Here is a 15,181-nt window from a genome sequence, read left to right as displayed (position 1 = left end):
GCGTAATCTGACAGGAATATTGCGATACTGGAGTTAAATTTTATGCAAGCGCGTGTGAAATGGGTAGAAGGGTTAACCTTTATCGGGGAGTCCGCATCGGGACACCAGATTCTGATGGATGGCAACTCCGGGGATAAGGCTCCCAGCCCGATGGAGATGGTGCTGATGGCGGCGGGCGGTTGCAGTGCGATCGATGTGGTCTCCATTCTGCAAAAAGGTCGTCACGACGTGACCAATTGCGAAGTGAAGCTGACCTCCGAGCGTCGCGAAGAGGCTCCGCGTCTGTTCACGCATATTAATCTGCATTTTATCGTCACCGGCAAGGCGCTGAAAGATGCCGCGGTCTCCCGGGCGGTGGACCTGTCGGCAGAGAAATACTGCTCGGTGGCGCTGATGCTGGAAAAAGCGGTGAACATCACTCACTCCTATGAAGTGATCGAGGCGTAGTCTTCGCCTGCCGTTGTATCGAATCTCAACCCCGGCCAGGCCGGGGTTTTTTGGTTAGCCTATCTTACGGCCTTCCATCAGGCGCTCGACCAGCGGCGTCATGATAAGCTCCATCGCCAGCCCCATTTTACCGCCCGGCACCACCAGGGTGTTCATGTGCGAGATAAACGAGCCCTGCAGCATCGCCAACAGCCAGGGGAAATCGATATTCTGCAGATTGCGGAAATGGATCACCACAAAGCTCTCGTCCAGCGAGGGGATCGCTTTGGCGGCAAACGGGTTGGAGGTGTCCACCGTCGGCACGCGCTGAAAGTTGATATGGGTGCGGGAAAATTGCGGGGTAATGAAGTTGATGTAATCTTCCATCGAGCGGACGACCGAGTCCATCACCGCCTCCCGGGAGTGGCCGCGTTCGCTGGTGTCGCGAATAAGCTTTTGGATCCATTCGAGGTTAACGATAGGCACCACCCCGACCAGCAGGTCGACATGGCTGGCGACATCATGCTGCGGCGTGACAACCCCGCCGTGCAGCCCCTCATAGAACAGCACGTCTGTCGGCTCCGGCAGCGGCTGCCAGGGGGTAAAGGTCCCCGGCACCTGATTCCACGGCACGGCTTCGTCATAGGTGTGGAGGTATTTCCGCGACTGACCTTTGCCGTGGCGACCATAGTCGACAAAGGTCTGCTCCAGCAGGCCGAAGTCGTTCGCCTCCGGGCCAAAGTAGCTGATATGTTTACCCTGATCCCGCGCCTTACGGATCGCCATGTCCATTTCCGGGCGGGTGTAGCGATGAAAGCTATCGCCTTCCACCTCCGCGGCGTGCAGGTTTAGCTGCGCGAAGATTTTGCGAAAGGCAAGGCTGGTGGTGGTAGTGCCCGCGCCGCTGGAGCCCGTGACGGCGATCACCGGATGTTTGGCAGACATAACAACTCCCTGGTTAAACGATGTAGTGGCGTCGCCTTAGCCGTTAAACAGCGCGCGCGGCATAATATTGACCGTCTCATGCAGTTCCGACCACACAAGGACCGCCTCTCCGCGTTTCAGCTGCTGTTTTACATCGGCGACTTTATCGGCAAGTGAACGTTCATATTCACCATAATCGGTGCCTTCACGTAACACAAAGCTTTCAATCAGGTTATCCAGCGTTTCGGGATCCAGATCCTGCCAGGGAATAATCATACGGGAACCTCCAGCCAGCGGTTTAACCAGTCGGGAATGCGTCTTTCCAGCCACATCTCCGGTTTACGCAGAGTGCCGCTGACAAAGCCAACGTGGCCGCCTTGCTCGGTCAATTGATACTCTACGTTCGCGGGCAGTTGCTCCTGCGGCGGAATCGAGTGGTGATCCATAAACGGATCGTCTTTCGCGTGAATGATGAGCGTCGGCTTAGTGATATCGCTGAGCCGCGGCATGGCGCTGCATTGCCGGTAATAATCCAGCGCATCGGCAAAGCCATGGATTTTGGCGGTGATCATATCGTCAAATTCCCGGATGCGGCGCATCCCTTTGAGCTGGCGTAAATCGACGGGCAGCGAGCCCGGGTACGCTTTCAGCTTGCGTGAAGCGTTGGCTTTTAACAGATTGAGCAGATAGCGCTGATAAACTCGCGAGAAGCCCTTATCCATATGATAGCTGCAGGCTTCGAGCATGAAAGGCGCGGAGACGATCACCGCCGCATCCAGCGGGCAGCGGTCGCCTTCCTCTGCCAGCAGGCAGCCCAGCATATTGCCGCCCAGCGAATAGCCGACGGCCGCGGTCGGCGCGGGACCAAACTCGCGCTTCAGCCAGTGCAAAAACCAGGTGCCATCTTCCGTTTCGCCGGAGTGATAGATGCGGTGATTGCGGTTAGGTTCGCCGCTGCAGCCGCGGAAATGCATCACCACGCCCAGCCAGCCGCGCTGCATCGCCGCGTGGATCAGACCATGGGCGTACGGGCTGTGCAGACTGCCTTCCAGGCCGTGAAAAACGACGAGGCGCGGCTTATGGCGCGCCTGGTGCGGGTCTTCGCTCCAGGCCAGATCGACAAAATCGCCGTCCGGCAGCTCAAGGCGCTGCCAGTGCGGGGTAAAGCGCAATTTACGGCGAATCAGCCGCGGCAGCATGGTTTGCAGATGACGATTGCCCACGCCGCGCATCGGATGGAACTCACGCGAATCGTTTTCGGGGGGCGTCATGTCTGTGGGGATGATTTCAACCATAGCACCAGAACAATTAATAAACGTGATGATGACTATACCGCGCAGGGCATGCAGGGGGTTAGCCAATATGTGGTCTTGCGGCCAGTGACGCCAGCTTACAGCAAAAACAAATCATTGATGTCGCTGATGGCCAGGCCATGAAGAGGGCAGAAACCCACCCTGCCAGCGGCAGCGTACGCGCAGGCAGGATGAAGAGGAAGAGTTTAGCCTTCCTGAAGCATGCGCTCCAGCTGCTCCTGGGCCTCCAGCCAGGCCATCTCGCACTCCTCCAGCCCGGACTTCGCGCTGGCCTGCTGCTGCAGGCATTCGGTCAGCTCGGCTTTACGTGAGGCGTCATAAAGCTCACTGTCGCCAAGTTTTTCTTCCGCACCGGCCAACTGCGCGTTGAGCTTGTCCATCTCTTTTTCCAGACGGGCGATCTCTTTGCGCAGCGGTTGGGTCTGGCTGCGCAGCTCCGCTTCCCGACGCTTCTGGTCTTTGCGCGCCTGGGCGCTATTGCCGCTCTCTTTTGGCGCCTCGACGCTCTGGGACTCCTGTTTTTGCGAGTCGCTGAGCCACTGCTGATAATCTTCCAGATCGCCGTCGAACGGCTCGACTTTACCATCGTGGACGAGGTACAGATCGTCAGTGGTGGAACGGATCAGGTGCCGATCGTGCGATACGACCACCAGCGCCCCTTCAAAGTCGATCAGCGCTTCGGTTAAGGCCTGACGCATATCGAGGTCAAGGTGGTTGGTCGGTTCATCGAGCAGCAGCAGGTTAGGGCGCTGCCAGACGATCAGGGCCAGTACCAGGCGCGCCTTTTCTCCACCGGAGAAGCGGCGGGTTTCTTCGCTCACCTTATCGCCCTGGAAACCAAAGCCGCCGAGATAATCACGCAGCTTCTGCTCCAGCTCCTGCGGCGCCAGACGCGCCAGGTGCTGCAGCGGCGACTCATCGGCGCGCAGGAATTCCAGCTGATGCTGGGCGAAGTAGCCGAGCTTGATGCCTTTCGCGAGGCCGATCTCGCCGCTTACGGGCTGGAGCTCGCCTGCCAGGAGCTTAATCAGCGTCGACTTCCCGGCGCCGTTGCGGCCCAGCAGGCCGATACGCGAGCCCGGCACCAGGTTAAGCTTGATGGAGTCGAGAATAATACGCTCGCCGTAGCCGGCGCTGACTTTCTCCATCTTCAGCAGTGGGTTAGGCAAGCTCTCCGGCTGGCGGAAGCTGAAGTGGAACGGGTTATCCACGTGCGCCGGAGCGATAAGCTCCATCCGCTCCAGCATTTTGATCCGGCTTTGCGCCTGCTTGGCCTTGGTGGCTTTGGCACGGAAGCGATCGATATAGCTTTGCAGGTGCGCGACGCGCTGCTGCTGGCTTTCGTACATCGCCTGCTGCTGAGCGAGGCGGGTGGCGCGCTGCACTTCAAACGAACTGTAGTTGCCGGTGTACTCAAACATTGTCTGCTGTTCGATATGGATAATTTTGTCGACGATAGGATCGAGAAAATCGCGATCGTGGGAGATGAGGATCAGCGTTCCCGTATAGCCCTTCAGCCACTTCTCCAGCCAAATCACCGCATCGAGATCGAGGTGGTTAGTCGGTTCATCGAGCAGCAGCAGATCGGAGCGGCAGATCAGCGCCTGGGCGAGGTTAAGGCGCATACGCCAGCCGCCGGAAAAATCGCTGACCGGCCGCTCAAGCTGTTCATTGCTGAACCCCAGACCGTGCAGCAGGCTGGCGGCGCGCGAACGGATCGTCCAGGCGTCGATGGCGTCCAGCTTACCGTGGACGGTGGCGATAGCATGACCGTCGTTGCGTTCGTTAGCCTGCTGGAGCGCGGCCTCCAGCTGGCGATATTCTCGATCGCCGTCAATGACATAATCGATTGCCGGCTGCGGTAGCGCCGGGGTTTCCTGATTCACCCAGGCCAGCTGCCAGTTGCCGGGAAAGGTCATACTGCCGCCGTCAGCGCTTATCTCGTTTTTCAAAAGCGATAGCAGCGTCGATTTCCCGCAGCCGTTTTTCCCCACCAGACCGACCTTTTGGCCAGGATTGATGGTAGCGGTGGCGTTGTCCAGCAGGACGCGTACGCCGCGACGAATTTGTAACGAGGAGAAAACAATCATAAGGCGCCGTATGTTCAGACTATGTTAATTTGTCATTATGATAATGTAGTGTGGAAGCGAATCGCTTCACCGGGCCGCCATGGTAGCCCAAAACGAAGACGATACACAAAGTCATTCTGGCTGTGTCAAAACGCCGGGGCTGTGCAGGCCGCCAGAAGACCTACGGGAGGGGAATGATGTCTCAGACAGCGAAAGTGTTGCTGCTGTATGCCCACCCAGAATCTCAGGATTCCGTGGCCAACCGGGTTTTATTAGAGCCGGCCTTACAGTTGCCGAACGTCACCGTGCACGATCTCTACGCGCACTATCCGGATTTTTTTATCGATATTGCTTACGAACAGGACCTGCTGCGCCAGCATGAGGTGATTGTTTTCCAGCACCCTTTATATACCTGGAGCTGTCCGGCGCTGCTTAAGGAGTGGCTGGATCGTGTGTTAAGCCGCGGCTTCGCCAGCGGCGCCGGAGGGAACGAACTGGCGGGAAAGTACTGGCGCAGCGTGATCACTACCGGCGAGCCTGAGAGCGCCTACCGTCGCGATGCTAATCGCTATCCGATGAACGATATTTTACGTCCTTTTGAACTGACCGCCGGCATGTGCCGTATGCACTGGATGAGCCCCATTATCGTCTACTGGGCCCGGAGGCAGCAGCCAGAGGAGCTGCGCAGCCGCGCCCTGGCCTACCGGGACTGGTTGGCCAACCCCATCGCCGCCGGAGGTGTCCATGGCGGGATCTGATTTGCTGCTGGCGGGGTGTTGTTTTGTTCGCGGCCGTCATCGCCGTCCCTCTGGCTTCAAGACTGGGGATTGGCGCGGTGCTGGGCTATCTGCTGGCCGGGATCGCCATTGGTCCGTGGGGGCTCGGGTTTATCAGCGATGTGGATGAAATTCTCCATTTCTCTGAGCTCGGCGTAGTGTTTCTGATGTTTATCATCGGCCTGGAGCTCAATCCCGCCAAGCTATGGCGACTGCGGAGCTCCATCTTCGGCGTTGGCGCGGCGCAGGTGATGCTCAGCGCGGCGATCCTCGGTGGGTTGCTGATGACGACCGGGTTTTCATGGCAGGCGGCGGTGGTCGGCGGGATCGGCCTGGCGATGTCTTCCACCGCCATGGCGCTGCAGCTGATGCGTGAGAAGGGAATGAGCCGCAGCGAAGCGGGACAGCTAGGCTTTTCGGTGCTGCTGTTTCAGGATCTGGCGGTGATCCCGGCGCTGGCGCTGGTGCCCCTGCTGGCCGGTTCAGCGGATGAGCATGTGAACTGGTTGACGGTCGGCATGAAGGTCCTGGCCTTTGCCGGGATGCTGATTGGCGGACGCTATCTGCTGCGGCCGGTGTTCCGTTTTATCGCCAGCTCGGGGGTCAGGGAGGTGTTCACTGCCGCCACGCTGCTGTTGGTCCTCGGATCTGCCCTGTTTATGGAGGCGCTGGGGCTGTCGATGGCGCTGGGCACCTTTATTGCCGGCGTGCTGCTGGCGGAAAGTGAGTATCGCCACGAACTGGAGATCGCTATCGATCCGTTCAAGGGGCTGCTGCTCGGGTTGTTCTTTATTTCCGTCGGCATGGCGCTGAACCTTGGCGTACTGTATACCCATCTGCTGTGGGTGGCGGTAAGCGTGGCGGTGCTGGTGGCGGTAAAAATGCTGGTGCTCTATCTGCTGGCCCGTCTCTATGGCCTGCGAAGTTCCGAGCGGATGCAGTTCGCGGGCGTATTAAGCCAGGGCGGCGAGTTCGCGTTTGTCCTCTTTTCGCTGCCCGCCTCTCAGCGGTTGTTTCAGCACGACCAGATGGCGCTGCTGCTGGTGGCGGTAACGTTGTCGATGATGACGACGCCGCTGCTGATGAAGGGGATAGATAAGCTATTGTCGCGACGGCTGAATCCGGCGGACGATACTGATGAGGCGCCGTGGGTGGAGGATGACAAGCCGCAGGTGATTATTGTCGGGTTTGGTCGCTTTGGTCAGGTCATTGGTCGCCTGCTGATGGCCAATAAGATGCGTATTACGGTACTGGAGCGGGACATCAGCGCGGTAAATCTGATGCGCAACTATGGCTATAAAGTCTATTTTGGCGATGCCACCCAGCTGGAGCTGCTGCGCTCGGCGGGAGCGGAAGAGGCGCAGTCGATCGTCATCACCTGTAATGAGCCAGAAGATACCATGCGGCTGGTGGAAATGTGTCAACAACACTTTCCACATCTGCATATTCTGGCCCGCGCTCGCGGGCGCGTTGAGGCGCATGAGCTGCTGCAGGCCGGCGTGACGCAGTTTTCTCGTGAAACTTTCTCCAGTGCGTTGGAACTGGGGCGCAAAGCGCTCATCACCCTCGGGATGCATCCTCACCAGGCCCAGCGCGCGCAGCTGCACTTCCGACGCCTCGATATGCGAATGCTGCGCGAGCTAATGCCAGTGCATACTGATACGGTACAGATATCACGCGTGCGGGAGGCCCGGCGCGAACTGGAAGAGATTTTCCAGCGCGAAATGCAGAAAGAGAGCCGGCAGCTGGACGGCTGGGACGAGTTTGAATAAAGGTAAATCTTATGGCAGTGCGTAAACGTTTTATTGCCGGGGCGAAATGTCCGGCGTGCCAGGCGCAGGATTCGCTGGCAATGTGGCGTGAGAATAATGTCGATGTTGTTGAGTGCGTTAAATGCGGTCATCAGATGCGTGAGGCAGATAAAGAGGCCCGTGAGCATGTACGCAAAGAGGAGCAGGTGATTGGCATTTTTCATCCCGACTAGCGTTATCCGTCGGCTTTTTTTAAGCTAAAGGGTACACGGCAGCAGAATTCCGCTACAATCTGCGCCACTATTCTTCCCATCTCAGGAGATATCATGAAAGTAGCAAAAGACCTGGTGGTCAGCCTGGCCTATCAGGTACGTACAGAAGACGGTGTGTTGGTTGATGAGTCTCCGGTAAGCGCGCCGCTGGATTACCTGCACGGTCACGGCTCCCTGATTTCCGGCCTGGAAAACGCGCTGGATGGCCACGAAGTGGGCGACAAATTTGACGTTGCCGTCGGCGCTAACGACGCTTACGGTCAGTATGACGAAAACCTGGTGCAGCGTGTACCGAAAGACGTCTTCATGGGCGTTGATGAACTGCAGGTTGGCATGCGCTTCCTGGCGGAAACCGATCAGGGTCCGGTACCAGTAGAAATCACTGAAGTTGAAGACGACCACGTTGTGGTTGATGGCAACCACATGCTGGCTGGCCAGAACCTGAAGTTTAATGTGGAAGTCGTCGCCATCCGCGAAGCGACTGCGGAAGAGCTGGAGCACGGTCACGTGCACGGCGCGCATGGCCACGATCACGATCATGACCATGGTCATGACGGTTGCTGCGGCGGCCACGGCCACGATCATGGTCACGACCATGGTAAAGGCGGCTGCGGCGGCCACGGTGGCTGCGGCTGCCACTAATCTTTGCGCTTCGGCACGAAGACGACAAAAAAGCGGGGAAACCCGCTTTTTTTACGCCTCAATAGTGCGGCGGTGGCGTCTCTTCCGCCTGGGAGGCGATATGGGAGGGTTGGGTCGCCTTAAGCTTCTCGATCATCAGACGCATATGCTCCCGCATCTTCGCCATCTCGATCTCGTGGGCGGTCACGGTTTTGTTGAGGTCTTCGATGGTGATTTCCTGAAACGCCAGCCGGCTTTCCAGCTCCGCAAGGCGCGTTTCTAATGTGCTATCGTGCATGGGTAACCTCTTTAGTCTGATCCTGCGGGCGGATTCTACTTAAGTTTCCCCTGGCGCGCAGCATCGCTGCGCCGTACAGGAAACTTATTCATACAAAAATAGTCCTAAAAGAGGCGATATTCAGGAACGTCCGTATGTAGATTTTAATGGCAACGTTCTATAGTACGTTTTTTGCTTTTTACGATAACCCTGGGGCGAGAGGCCCCGGCCCTGGAGAAATGGATGAAATCACTGTTTAAAGTAACGCTGCTGGCGGCCACAATGGCCGTCGCCCTGAATGCACCGCTGACCTTCGCTGCAGATACGGCAACGAAGGCAGCCCCGGCGGCTGAGAGTAAATCGGCATTTAAAAATGACGATCAGAAATCGGCCTATGCGCTGGGCGCGTCCCTGGGGCGTTACATGGAAAACTCCCTGAAAGAACAAGAGAAGCTGGGCATTAAGCTGGATAAATCCCAGCTGATCGCCGGCGTACAGGACGCGTTTGCCGATAAGAGCAAACTGTCCGACCAGGAGATCGAACAGACTCTGCAGGCCTTTGAAACGCGCGTGAAGACCGCGGCTCAGCAGAAAATGGAAAAAGACGCCACTGAGAACGAAGCCAAAGGTAAAGCTTTCCGTGACAACTTTGCCAAAGAGAAGGGCGTGAAAACCTCAAAAACTGGCCTGCTGTATAAAGTCGAGAAAGAAGGCGCTGGCGATGCGCCGAAAGACAGCGATACCGTGGTGGTAAACTACAAAGGTACCCTGATCGACGGTAAAGAGTTTGATAACTCTTATACTCGCGGCGAGCCGCTCTCTTTCCGTCTCGACGGCGTGATCCCGGGCTGGACTGAAGGCCTGAAGAACATCAAGAAAGGCGGCAAAATCAAGCTGGTTATTCCGCCGGACCTGGCCTACGGTAAAACTGGCGTCCCGGGCATCCCGGCCAACTCTACGCTGGTCTTTGATGTAGAACTGCTGGATATCAAACCGGCGCCGAAGGCAGATGCACAGCCGGAAGCCGCAGGCGATGCGAAAGCCGCGGACGCGAAAGCTGACGCTAAGAAGTAATCAGGTTCAGGCCGCCGTCTCGTCAGAGGCGGCGGCTTTTTTATTGAGCGCAGATATAATTAAAACTGGAAAGATCCTCAGGCGCTGTATTACTTTAGATAGCTTAATAATGATGATGAGCCTGCCCTGACAATAACGACAGGCTCCTGAAAAGGAGTGCTTTTTTTCATGTCCAGGTCGCTTTTAACCAATGAAACCAGCGAGCTTGACCTGCTGGATCAACGTCCCTTTGACCAGACCGATTTCGATATTCTCAAATCTTATGAAGCGGTAGTGGACGGGTTGGCGATGCTCATCGGTTCGCACTGTGAAATCGTGCTGCATTCTTTGCAGGATCTGAAATGCTCTGCCATCCGTATCGCCAATGGTGAACATACCGGCCGCCAAATTGGTTCACCGATTACCGATCTTGCGCTGCGCATGCTGCACGATATGACGGGCGCCGATAGCAGCGTTTCCAAATGCTACTTTACCCGTGCTAAAAGCGGCGTACTGATGAAGTCGGTGACGATTGCCATTCGCAACCGCGATCACCGGGTGATTGGTCTGCTGTGTATCAACATGAATCTGGATGTGCCGTTTTCCCAGATCATGAGCACCTTTATTCCGCCAGAAACGCCTGAAGTGAACTCGCCGGTGAACTTTGCTTCTTCGGTAGACGATCTGGTCGCCCAGACGCTGGAGTTCACCATTGAAGAGGTGAATGCCGATCGCAGCGTGTCTAACAATGCGAAAAACCGTCAAATCGTGCTGAATCTCTACGAGAAAGGGATCTTCGATATTAAAGACGCTATTAACCAGGTAGCCGATCGTCTGAACATCTCCAAGCACACCGTCTACCTCTATATTCGCCAGTTCAAAAGCGGCGATTTCCAGGGGCTGGATAAGTAATGCGTTTTGCCCTCACGGTGACCGGCCCAGCCTATGGCACGCAGCAGGCGAGCAGCGCCTGGCAATTTGCCCAGGCCGTGCTGCAGGAAGGCCATGAGCTGGCGTGCGTTTTTTTCTATCGCGAAGGCGTGCTTAACGCTAACCAGTTGACGGCGCCCGCCAGCGATGAGTTCGATCTGGTGCGCGGGTGGCAATCCCTCCACGATGAGCACGGCGTCGCGCTGCATATCTGCGTGGCGGCCGCCCTGCGTCGTGGCGTAACGGACGAACGCGAAGCGCAACAGCTCGCTCTGCCTGGCCACAATTTGCAGCCGGGTTTTACCTTGAGCGGGCTCGGCGCGCTAGCGGAAGCGGCGCTTACTTGCGATCGGATGGTGCAGTTCTGATGAAACGTGTGGCTTTTGTATTTTCCTCTGCGCCGCACGGCAGCGCCGCTGGCAGGGAAGGCCTCGATGCCTTATTAGCAACCTCCGCGCTCACCGACGATATTGGCGTGTTTTTTGTGGGCGACGGCGTGTTTCAGCTGTTACCCGAACAGCGGCCTGGCGCTGTGCTGGCCCGCGACTACATCGCTACCTTTAAATTGCTGTCGCTATATGATATCGACCAGTGCTGGCTGTGCGCCGACTCAGCGCGAGAGCGCGGCCTGGATCCCGCGACCCCGTGGGTGGTGGATGTCGAATGCCTGGCGCCGGATGCCCTGCGCGCCCGTCTGCATGAATTTGATGTGATTTTGCGTTTCTGAGGCCCCCATGCTCCATACGCTCAGTGTTTCCCCCTGGCATGCCGACATCGCAGCGATGCTTCGTTTGATGGAGCACGGCGACGATCTGGTACTACTGTCTGACGGCGTCACCGCGGCCATCGCCGATGGTCGCTTCCTTGAGATCCTGCAATCCGCCCCCATAACCCTATACGTGCTGCAAGACGACGTTGACGCCCGCGGGCTGGCTGGTCAAATTGCGGACAGTGTCGGCAGGGTTAGCTATACTGATTTCGTCAGACTCACAGTCAAACATGCCGGTCAGTTGGCCTGGTGATGGCGGGATCGTTGTATATTTCTTGACACCTTTTCGGCACCGCCCTAAAATTCTGCGTCCTCATAATATATGAGGCGATTTATTACGTGTTTACGAAGCAAAAGCTAAAACCAGGAGCTATTTAATGGCAACAATTAACCAGCTGGTACGCAAACCACGCGCGCGCAAAGTTGCAAAGAGCAACGTGCCAGCGCTGGAAGCCTGCCCGCAGAAACGTGGCGTATGTACTCGCGTATATACCACCACTCCTAAGAAACCGAACTCCGCACTGCGTAAAGTTTGCCGTGTGCGTCTGACTAACGGTTTCGAAGTCACCTCCTACATCGGTGGTGAAGGTCACAACCTGCAGGAGCACTCCGTGATCCTGATCCGTGGCGGTCGTGTTAAAGACCTTCCGGGTGTTCGTTACCACACCGTTCGTGGTGCGCTTGACTGCTCCGGCGTTAAAGACCGTAAGCAGGCTCGCTCCAAGTACGGCGTGAAGCGTCCTAAGGCTTAATGGTTCTCCGTTAAGTAAGGCCAAACTGATTTATCTTAATGTCATACTAAACTCTTAGAGTTTTGGACAATCCTGAATTAACAACGGAGTATTTCCATGCCACGTCGTCGCGTCATTGGTCAGCGTAAAATTCTGCCGGATCCGAAGTTCGGATCAGAACTGCTGGCTAAATTTGTCAATATCCTGATGGTAGATGGTAAAAAATCTACTGCAGAAACTATCGTATACAGCGCGCTGGAGACCCTGGCTCAGCGTTCTGGTAAATCTGAACTGGAAGCCTTCGAAGTTGCGCTCGAAAACGTGCGCCCGACTGTCGAAGTTAAGTCCCGCCGCGTAGGTGGTTCTACTTATCAGGTTCCAGTTGAAGTTCGTCCGGTCCGTCGTAATGCCCTGGCAATGCGTTGGATCGTTGAAGCTGCTCGTAAACGCGGTGATAAATCCATGGCTCTGCGCCTGGCGAACGAACTCACTGATGCTGCAGACAACAAAGGTACTGCAGTTAAGAAACGTGAAGACGTTCACCGTATGGCCGAAGCCAACAAGGCGTTCGCTCACTACCGTTGGTAATCCCTTCGGAGTCATAGTCACCAGGCGGGCGCTTCAGATGAGTCGCCCGCTCTGGATAACTTAACTGAACGCCTAAAGAAATAAACGAGGAATCAAATGGCTCGTACAACACCCATCGCACGCTACCGTAACATCGGTATCAGTGCGCACATCGACGCCGGTAAAACCACTACTACCGAACGTATTCTGTTCTACACCGGTGTAAACCACAAAATCGGTGAAGTTCATGACGGCGCCGCTACCATGGACTGGATGGAGCAGGAGCAGGAACGTGGTATCACCATCACTTCCGCTGCGACTACTGCATTCTGGTCTGGTATGGCCAAACAGTATGAACCGCACCGCGTAAACATCATCGACACCCCGGGGCACGTTGACTTCACTATCGAAGTAGAACGTTCCATGCGTGTTCTTGATGGTGCGGTAATGGTTTACTGCGCAGTTGGTGGTGTTCAGCCGCAGTCTGAAACCGTATGGCGTCAGGCAAACAAATATAAAGTTCCGCGCATCGCGTTCGTTAACAAAATGGACCGCATGGGCGCTAACTTCCTGAAAGTTGTTGGTCAGATCAAAACCCGTCTGGGCGCGAACCCGGTTCCGCTGCAGCTGGCAATTGGTGCTGAAGAAGGTTTCACCGGCGTTGTTGACCTGGTGAAAATGAAAGCCATCAACTGGAACGATGCAGACCAGGGCGTAACCTTCGAATACGAAGATATCCCGGCTGACATGCAGGACCTGGCTGATGAATGGCACCAGAACCTGATCGAATCCGCAGCTGAAGCTTCTGAAGAGCTGATGGAAAAATACCTGGGTGGTGAAGAACTGACTGAAGAAGAGATCAAAAAAGCTCTGCGTCAGCGCGTTCTGAACAACGAAATCATCCTGGTAACCTGTGGTTCTGCGTTCAAGAACAAAGGCGTTCAGGCGATGCTGGATGCGGTAATTGATTACCTGCCATCCCCGGTTGACGTACCTGCGATCAACGGTATTCTGGACGACGGTAAAGATACCCCGGCTGAGCGTCACGCAAGCGACGACGAGCCGTTCTCTGCACTGGCGTTCAAAATCGCTACCGACCCGTTCGTGGGTAACCTGACCTTCTTCCGCGTGTACTCCGGTGTGGTTAACTCTGGTGATACCGTACTGAACTCCGTGAAAGCTGCACGTGAGCGTTTCGGTCGTATCGTTCAGATGCACGCTAACAAACGTGAAGAGATCAAAGAAGTTCGCGCGGGCGACATCGCTGCTGCTATCGGTCTGAAAGACGTAACCACTGGTGACACCCTGTGTGACCCGGATGCGCCGATCATTCTGGAGCGTATGGAATTCCCTGAGCCGGTAATCTCCATCGCCGTTGAGCCGAAAACCAAAGCTGACCAGGAAAAAATGGGTCTGGCTCTGGGTCGTCTGGCTAAAGAAGACCCGTCTTTCCGCGTATGGACTGACGAAGAGTCTAACCAGACCATTATCGCCGGTATGGGTGAGCTGCACCTCGACATCATCGTTGACCGTATGAAGCGTGAATTCAACGTTGAAGCGAACGTCGGTAAACCTCAGGTTGCTTACCGTGAAGCGATTCGCGCGAAAGTTACCGATATCGAAGGTAAACACGCCAAGCAGTCTGGTGGTCGTGGTCAGTACGGTCACGTTGTGATCGACATGTACCCGCTGGAGCCGGGCTCTAACCCGAAAGGTTACGAGTTCATCAACGACATCAAAGGTGGTGTAATTCCTGGCGAATACATCCCGGCCGTTGATAAAGGCATCCAGGAACAGCTGAAAGCTGGTCCGCTGGCAGGTTACCCGGTAGTTGATATGGGTATCCGTCTGCACTTCGGTTCTTACCACGACGTTGACTCCTCTGAGCTGGCGTTTAAACTGGCTGCGTCTATTGCCTTTAAAGAAGGCTTTAAGAAAGCAAAACCAGTTCTGCTTGAGCCGATCATGAAGGTTGAAGTAGAAACTCCGGAAGAGAACACTGGTGACGTTATCGGTGACTTGAGCCGTCGTCGCGGTATGCTGCGCGGTCAGGAATCCGAAGTAACCGGCGTTAAGATCCACGCTGAAGTACCGCTGTCCGAAATGTTCGGTTATGCAACTCAGCTGCGTTCTCTGACCAAAGGTCGTGCATCATACACCATGGAATTCCTGAAGTATGATGATGCGCCGAACAACGTTGCTCAGGCCGTTATTGAAGCCCGTGGTAAATAATCCACAGGATTAAAACCTAAGTCCCGTGCTCTCTCCGAAGGGGAGAGCACTATAGTAAGGAATATAGCCGTGTCTAAAGAAAAATTTGAACGTACAAAACCGCACGTCAACGTTGGTACTATCGGCCACGTTGACCATGGTAAAACTACCCTGACTGCTGCCATCACTACCGTTCTGGCTAAAACCTACGGTGGTTCCGCTCGCGCATTCGACCAGATCGATAACGCGCCGGAAGAAAAAGCTCGTGGTATCACCATCAACACCTCTCACGTTGAATATGACACCCCGACTCGCCACTACGCGCACGTAGACTGCCCGGGCCACGCCGACTATGTTAAAAACATGATCACCGGTGCTGCGCAGATGGACGGCGCGATCCTGGTTGTTGCTGCGACTGACGGCCCGATGCCGCAGACTCGTGAGCACATCCTGCTGGGTCGTCAGGTAGGCGTTCCGTACATCATCGTGTT

Annotated in this window: 18 protein-coding genes and 1 pseudogene; 14 read left to right on the top strand and 5 right to left on the bottom strand. The window is 55.9% G+C overall.

Features of this window, described 5'->3' with window-relative positions; genetic code table 11:
- The first annotated feature begins 42 nt into the window (after positions 1–42).
- Positions 43–447 (top strand): OsmC family protein, encoded by a 405-nt coding sequence (locus tag HMPREF1024_RS12445; RefSeq protein ID WP_002920158.1) that lies wholly within the window; start codon positions 43–45, stop codon positions 445–447.
- A 54-nt stretch (positions 448–501) separates the two neighbouring features.
- On the opposite strand, the gene HMPREF1024_RS12450 is transcribed toward HMPREF1024_RS12445, so the two are convergent.
- The 4 genes from HMPREF1024_RS12450 to HMPREF1024_RS12465 all read right to left on the bottom strand — a co-directional run bounded on the left by HMPREF1024_RS12450 (position 502) and on the right by HMPREF1024_RS12465 (position 4,753).
- Positions 502–1,371 carry a phosphoribulokinase gene (locus HMPREF1024_RS12450; RefSeq protein ID WP_002920153.1) on the bottom strand — a complete coding sequence of 290 codons (870 nt, stop codon included), beginning with the start codon at positions 1,369–1,371 and terminating at the stop codon, positions 502–504.
- Between the two features lie 36 nt (positions 1,372–1,407).
- Entirely contained in the window at positions 1,408–1,626 is a 219-nt protein-coding gene (locus HMPREF1024_RS12455) for a YheU family protein (protein ID WP_004174055.1), read from the bottom strand.
- Positions 1,623–2,621: a hydrolase gene (locus tag HMPREF1024_RS12460; protein ID WP_024264627.1), complete on the bottom strand. Its 999-nt coding sequence runs from the start codon at positions 2,619–2,621 to the stop codon at positions 1,623–1,625. The genes HMPREF1024_RS12455 and HMPREF1024_RS12460 overlap by 4 nt, the downstream gene beginning before the upstream one ends.
- 227 nt (positions 2,622–2,848) lie before the next feature.
- Entirely contained in the window at positions 2,849–4,753 is a 1,905-nt protein-coding gene (locus HMPREF1024_RS12465; protein WP_009308721.1) for an ABC transporter ATP-binding protein, read from the bottom strand.
- 173 nt (positions 4,754–4,926) lie between these two features.
- Here HMPREF1024_RS12465 and kefG point away from each other — a divergent pair, with 173 nt between their 5' ends.
- The 4 genes and pseudogenes from kefG (at position 4,927) to slyD (ending at position 8,173) form a co-directional block, all read left to right on the top strand.
- Positions 4,927–5,490 (top strand): glutathione-regulated potassium-efflux system ancillary protein KefG, encoded by a 564-nt coding sequence (gene kefG / locus HMPREF1024_RS12470; protein ID WP_004151401.1) that lies wholly within the window; start codon positions 4,927–4,929, stop codon positions 5,488–5,490.
- Positions 5,477–7,280 (top strand): annotated as a pseudogene (kefB, locus tag HMPREF1024_RS12475) (glutathione-regulated potassium-efflux system protein KefB). The gene kefG and the pseudogene kefB overlap by 14 nt, the downstream one beginning before the upstream one ends.
- An 11-nt stretch (positions 7,281–7,291) precedes the next feature.
- Positions 7,292–7,492 carry a YheV family putative zinc ribbon protein gene (locus tag HMPREF1024_RS12480; RefSeq protein WP_002920143.1) on the top strand — a complete coding sequence of 67 codons (201 nt, stop codon included), beginning with the start codon at positions 7,292–7,294 and terminating at the stop codon, positions 7,490–7,492.
- 93 nt (positions 7,493–7,585) lie between these two features.
- Complete coding sequence (gene slyD, locus HMPREF1024_RS12485) at positions 7,586–8,173, top strand: peptidylprolyl isomerase (protein ID WP_002920140.1); 588 nt, start codon at positions 7,586–7,588, stop codon at positions 8,171–8,173.
- A 58-nt stretch (positions 8,174–8,231) separates the two neighbouring features.
- Here slyD and HMPREF1024_RS12490 read toward each other — a convergent pair whose 3' ends face one another.
- Positions 8,232–8,450, bottom strand: coding sequence for a protein SlyX (locus HMPREF1024_RS12490; RefSeq protein ID WP_002920136.1), 219 nt, complete (start codon positions 8,448–8,450; stop codon positions 8,232–8,234).
- Between the two features lie 222 nt (positions 8,451–8,672).
- Here HMPREF1024_RS12490 and fkpA point away from each other — a divergent pair, with 222 nt between their 5' ends.
- From fkpA to HMPREF1024_RS12535, 9 genes are all read left to right on the top strand, one after another.
- Positions 8,673–9,503, top strand: coding sequence for an FKBP-type peptidyl-prolyl cis-trans isomerase (fkpA, locus tag HMPREF1024_RS12495; RefSeq protein ID WP_009308719.1), 831 nt, complete (start codon positions 8,673–8,675; stop codon positions 9,501–9,503).
- A 168-nt stretch (positions 9,504–9,671) separates the two neighbouring features.
- Positions 9,672–10,394 (top strand): transcriptional regulator, encoded by a 723-nt coding sequence (locus HMPREF1024_RS12500; RefSeq protein ID WP_002920130.1) that lies wholly within the window; start codon positions 9,672–9,674, stop codon positions 10,392–10,394.
- Positions 10,394–10,780: a sulfurtransferase complex subunit TusD gene (gene tusD, locus HMPREF1024_RS12505; RefSeq protein WP_002920128.1), complete on the top strand. Its 387-nt coding sequence runs from the start codon at positions 10,394–10,396 to the stop codon at positions 10,778–10,780. The genes HMPREF1024_RS12500 and tusD overlap by 1 nt, the downstream gene beginning before the upstream one ends.
- On the top strand, positions 10,780–11,139 hold the full coding sequence (gene tusC, locus HMPREF1024_RS12510; RefSeq protein WP_004174061.1) for a sulfurtransferase complex subunit TusC: 360 nt from the start codon (positions 10,780–10,782) through the stop codon (positions 11,137–11,139). Before tusD ends, tusC begins: the two co-directional genes overlap by 1 nt.
- A 7-nt stretch (positions 11,140–11,146) precedes the next feature.
- A complete protein-coding gene (gene tusB / locus HMPREF1024_RS12515; RefSeq protein WP_002920119.1) occupies positions 11,147–11,434 on the top strand; it encodes a sulfurtransferase complex subunit TusB in 288 nt (95 codons plus the stop codon).
- Positions 11,435–11,558: 124 nt separating this feature from the next.
- Complete coding sequence (gene rpsL / locus HMPREF1024_RS12520; RefSeq protein ID WP_002920115.1) at positions 11,559–11,933, top strand: 30S ribosomal protein S12; 375 nt, start codon at positions 11,559–11,561, stop codon at positions 11,931–11,933.
- 96 nt (positions 11,934–12,029) lie between these two features.
- Positions 12,030–12,500: a 30S ribosomal protein S7 gene (gene rpsG, locus HMPREF1024_RS12525; RefSeq protein ID WP_002920113.1), complete on the top strand. Its 471-nt coding sequence runs from the start codon at positions 12,030–12,032 to the stop codon at positions 12,498–12,500.
- Between the two features lie 96 nt (positions 12,501–12,596).
- Positions 12,597–14,711 carry an elongation factor G gene (gene fusA / locus HMPREF1024_RS12530; protein WP_002920103.1) on the top strand — a complete coding sequence of 705 codons (2,115 nt, stop codon included), beginning with the start codon at positions 12,597–12,599 and terminating at the stop codon, positions 14,709–14,711.
- Between the two features lie 69 nt (positions 14,712–14,780).
- The coding region (locus tag HMPREF1024_RS12535; protein WP_009308712.1) for a GTP-binding protein at positions 14,781–15,181 on the top strand (401 nt) is incomplete at its 3' end.

The organism is Klebsiella sp. 4_1_44FAA (assembly GCF_000238715.1).
GTDB classification, from domain to species: domain Bacteria; phylum Pseudomonadota; class Gammaproteobacteria; order Enterobacterales; family Enterobacteriaceae; genus Klebsiella; species Klebsiella pneumoniae.
Note: the sequence above shows the minus strand (reverse complement) of the source record. Positions and strands in the feature narration are given on the sequence as shown.

What these genes read in the sequence shown, in the direction of transcription:
- HMPREF1024_RS12490 (WP_002920136.1), bottom strand. Translation starts at nt 8,450, where the DNA reads ATGCACGATAGCACATTAGAAACGCGCCTTGCGGAGCTGGAAAGCCGG.
- HMPREF1024_RS12450 (WP_002920153.1), bottom strand. Translation starts at nt 1,371, where the DNA reads ATGTCTGCCAAACATCCGGTGATCGCCGTCACGGGCTCCAGCGGCGCG.
- HMPREF1024_RS12480 (WP_002920143.1), top strand. Translation starts at nt 7,292, where the DNA reads ATGGCAGTGCGTAAACGTTTTATTGCCGGGGCGAAATGTCCGGCGTGC.
- kefG (WP_004151401.1), top strand. Translation starts at nt 4,927, where the DNA reads ATGATGTCTCAGACAGCGAAAGTGTTGCTGCTGTATGCCCACCCAGAA.
- fusA (WP_002920103.1), top strand. Translation starts at nt 12,597, where the DNA reads ATGGCTCGTACAACACCCATCGCACGCTACCGTAACATCGGTATCAGT.
- HMPREF1024_RS12445 (WP_002920158.1), top strand. Translation starts at nt 43, where the DNA reads ATGCAAGCGCGTGTGAAATGGGTAGAAGGGTTAACCTTTATCGGGGAG.
- HMPREF1024_RS12460 (WP_024264627.1), bottom strand. Translation starts at nt 2,621, where the DNA reads ATGACGCCCCCCGAAAACGATTCGCGTGAGTTCCATCCGATGCGCGGC.
- tusC (WP_004174061.1), top strand. Translation starts at nt 10,780, where the DNA reads ATGAAACGTGTGGCTTTTGTATTTTCCTCTGCGCCGCACGGCAGCGCC.
- HMPREF1024_RS12455 (WP_004174055.1), bottom strand. Translation starts at nt 1,626, where the DNA reads ATGATTATTCCCTGGCAGGATCTGGATCCCGAAACGCTGGATAACCTG.
- rpsG (WP_002920113.1), top strand. Translation starts at nt 12,030, where the DNA reads ATGCCACGTCGTCGCGTCATTGGTCAGCGTAAAATTCTGCCGGATCCG.
- HMPREF1024_RS12465 (WP_009308721.1), bottom strand. Translation starts at nt 4,753, where the DNA reads ATGATTGTTTTCTCCTCGTTACAAATTCGTCGCGGCGTACGCGTCCTG.
- rpsL (WP_002920115.1), top strand. Translation starts at nt 11,559, where the DNA reads ATGGCAACAATTAACCAGCTGGTACGCAAACCACGCGCGCGCAAAGTT.
- slyD (WP_002920140.1), top strand. Translation starts at nt 7,586, where the DNA reads ATGAAAGTAGCAAAAGACCTGGTGGTCAGCCTGGCCTATCAGGTACGT.
- HMPREF1024_RS12500 (WP_002920130.1), top strand. Translation starts at nt 9,672, where the DNA reads ATGTCCAGGTCGCTTTTAACCAATGAAACCAGCGAGCTTGACCTGCTG.
- tusB (WP_002920119.1), top strand. Translation starts at nt 11,147, where the DNA reads ATGCTCCATACGCTCAGTGTTTCCCCCTGGCATGCCGACATCGCAGCG.
- tusD (WP_002920128.1), top strand. Translation starts at nt 10,394, where the DNA reads ATGCGTTTTGCCCTCACGGTGACCGGCCCAGCCTATGGCACGCAGCAG.
- fkpA (WP_009308719.1), top strand. Translation starts at nt 8,673, where the DNA reads ATGAAATCACTGTTTAAAGTAACGCTGCTGGCGGCCACAATGGCCGTC.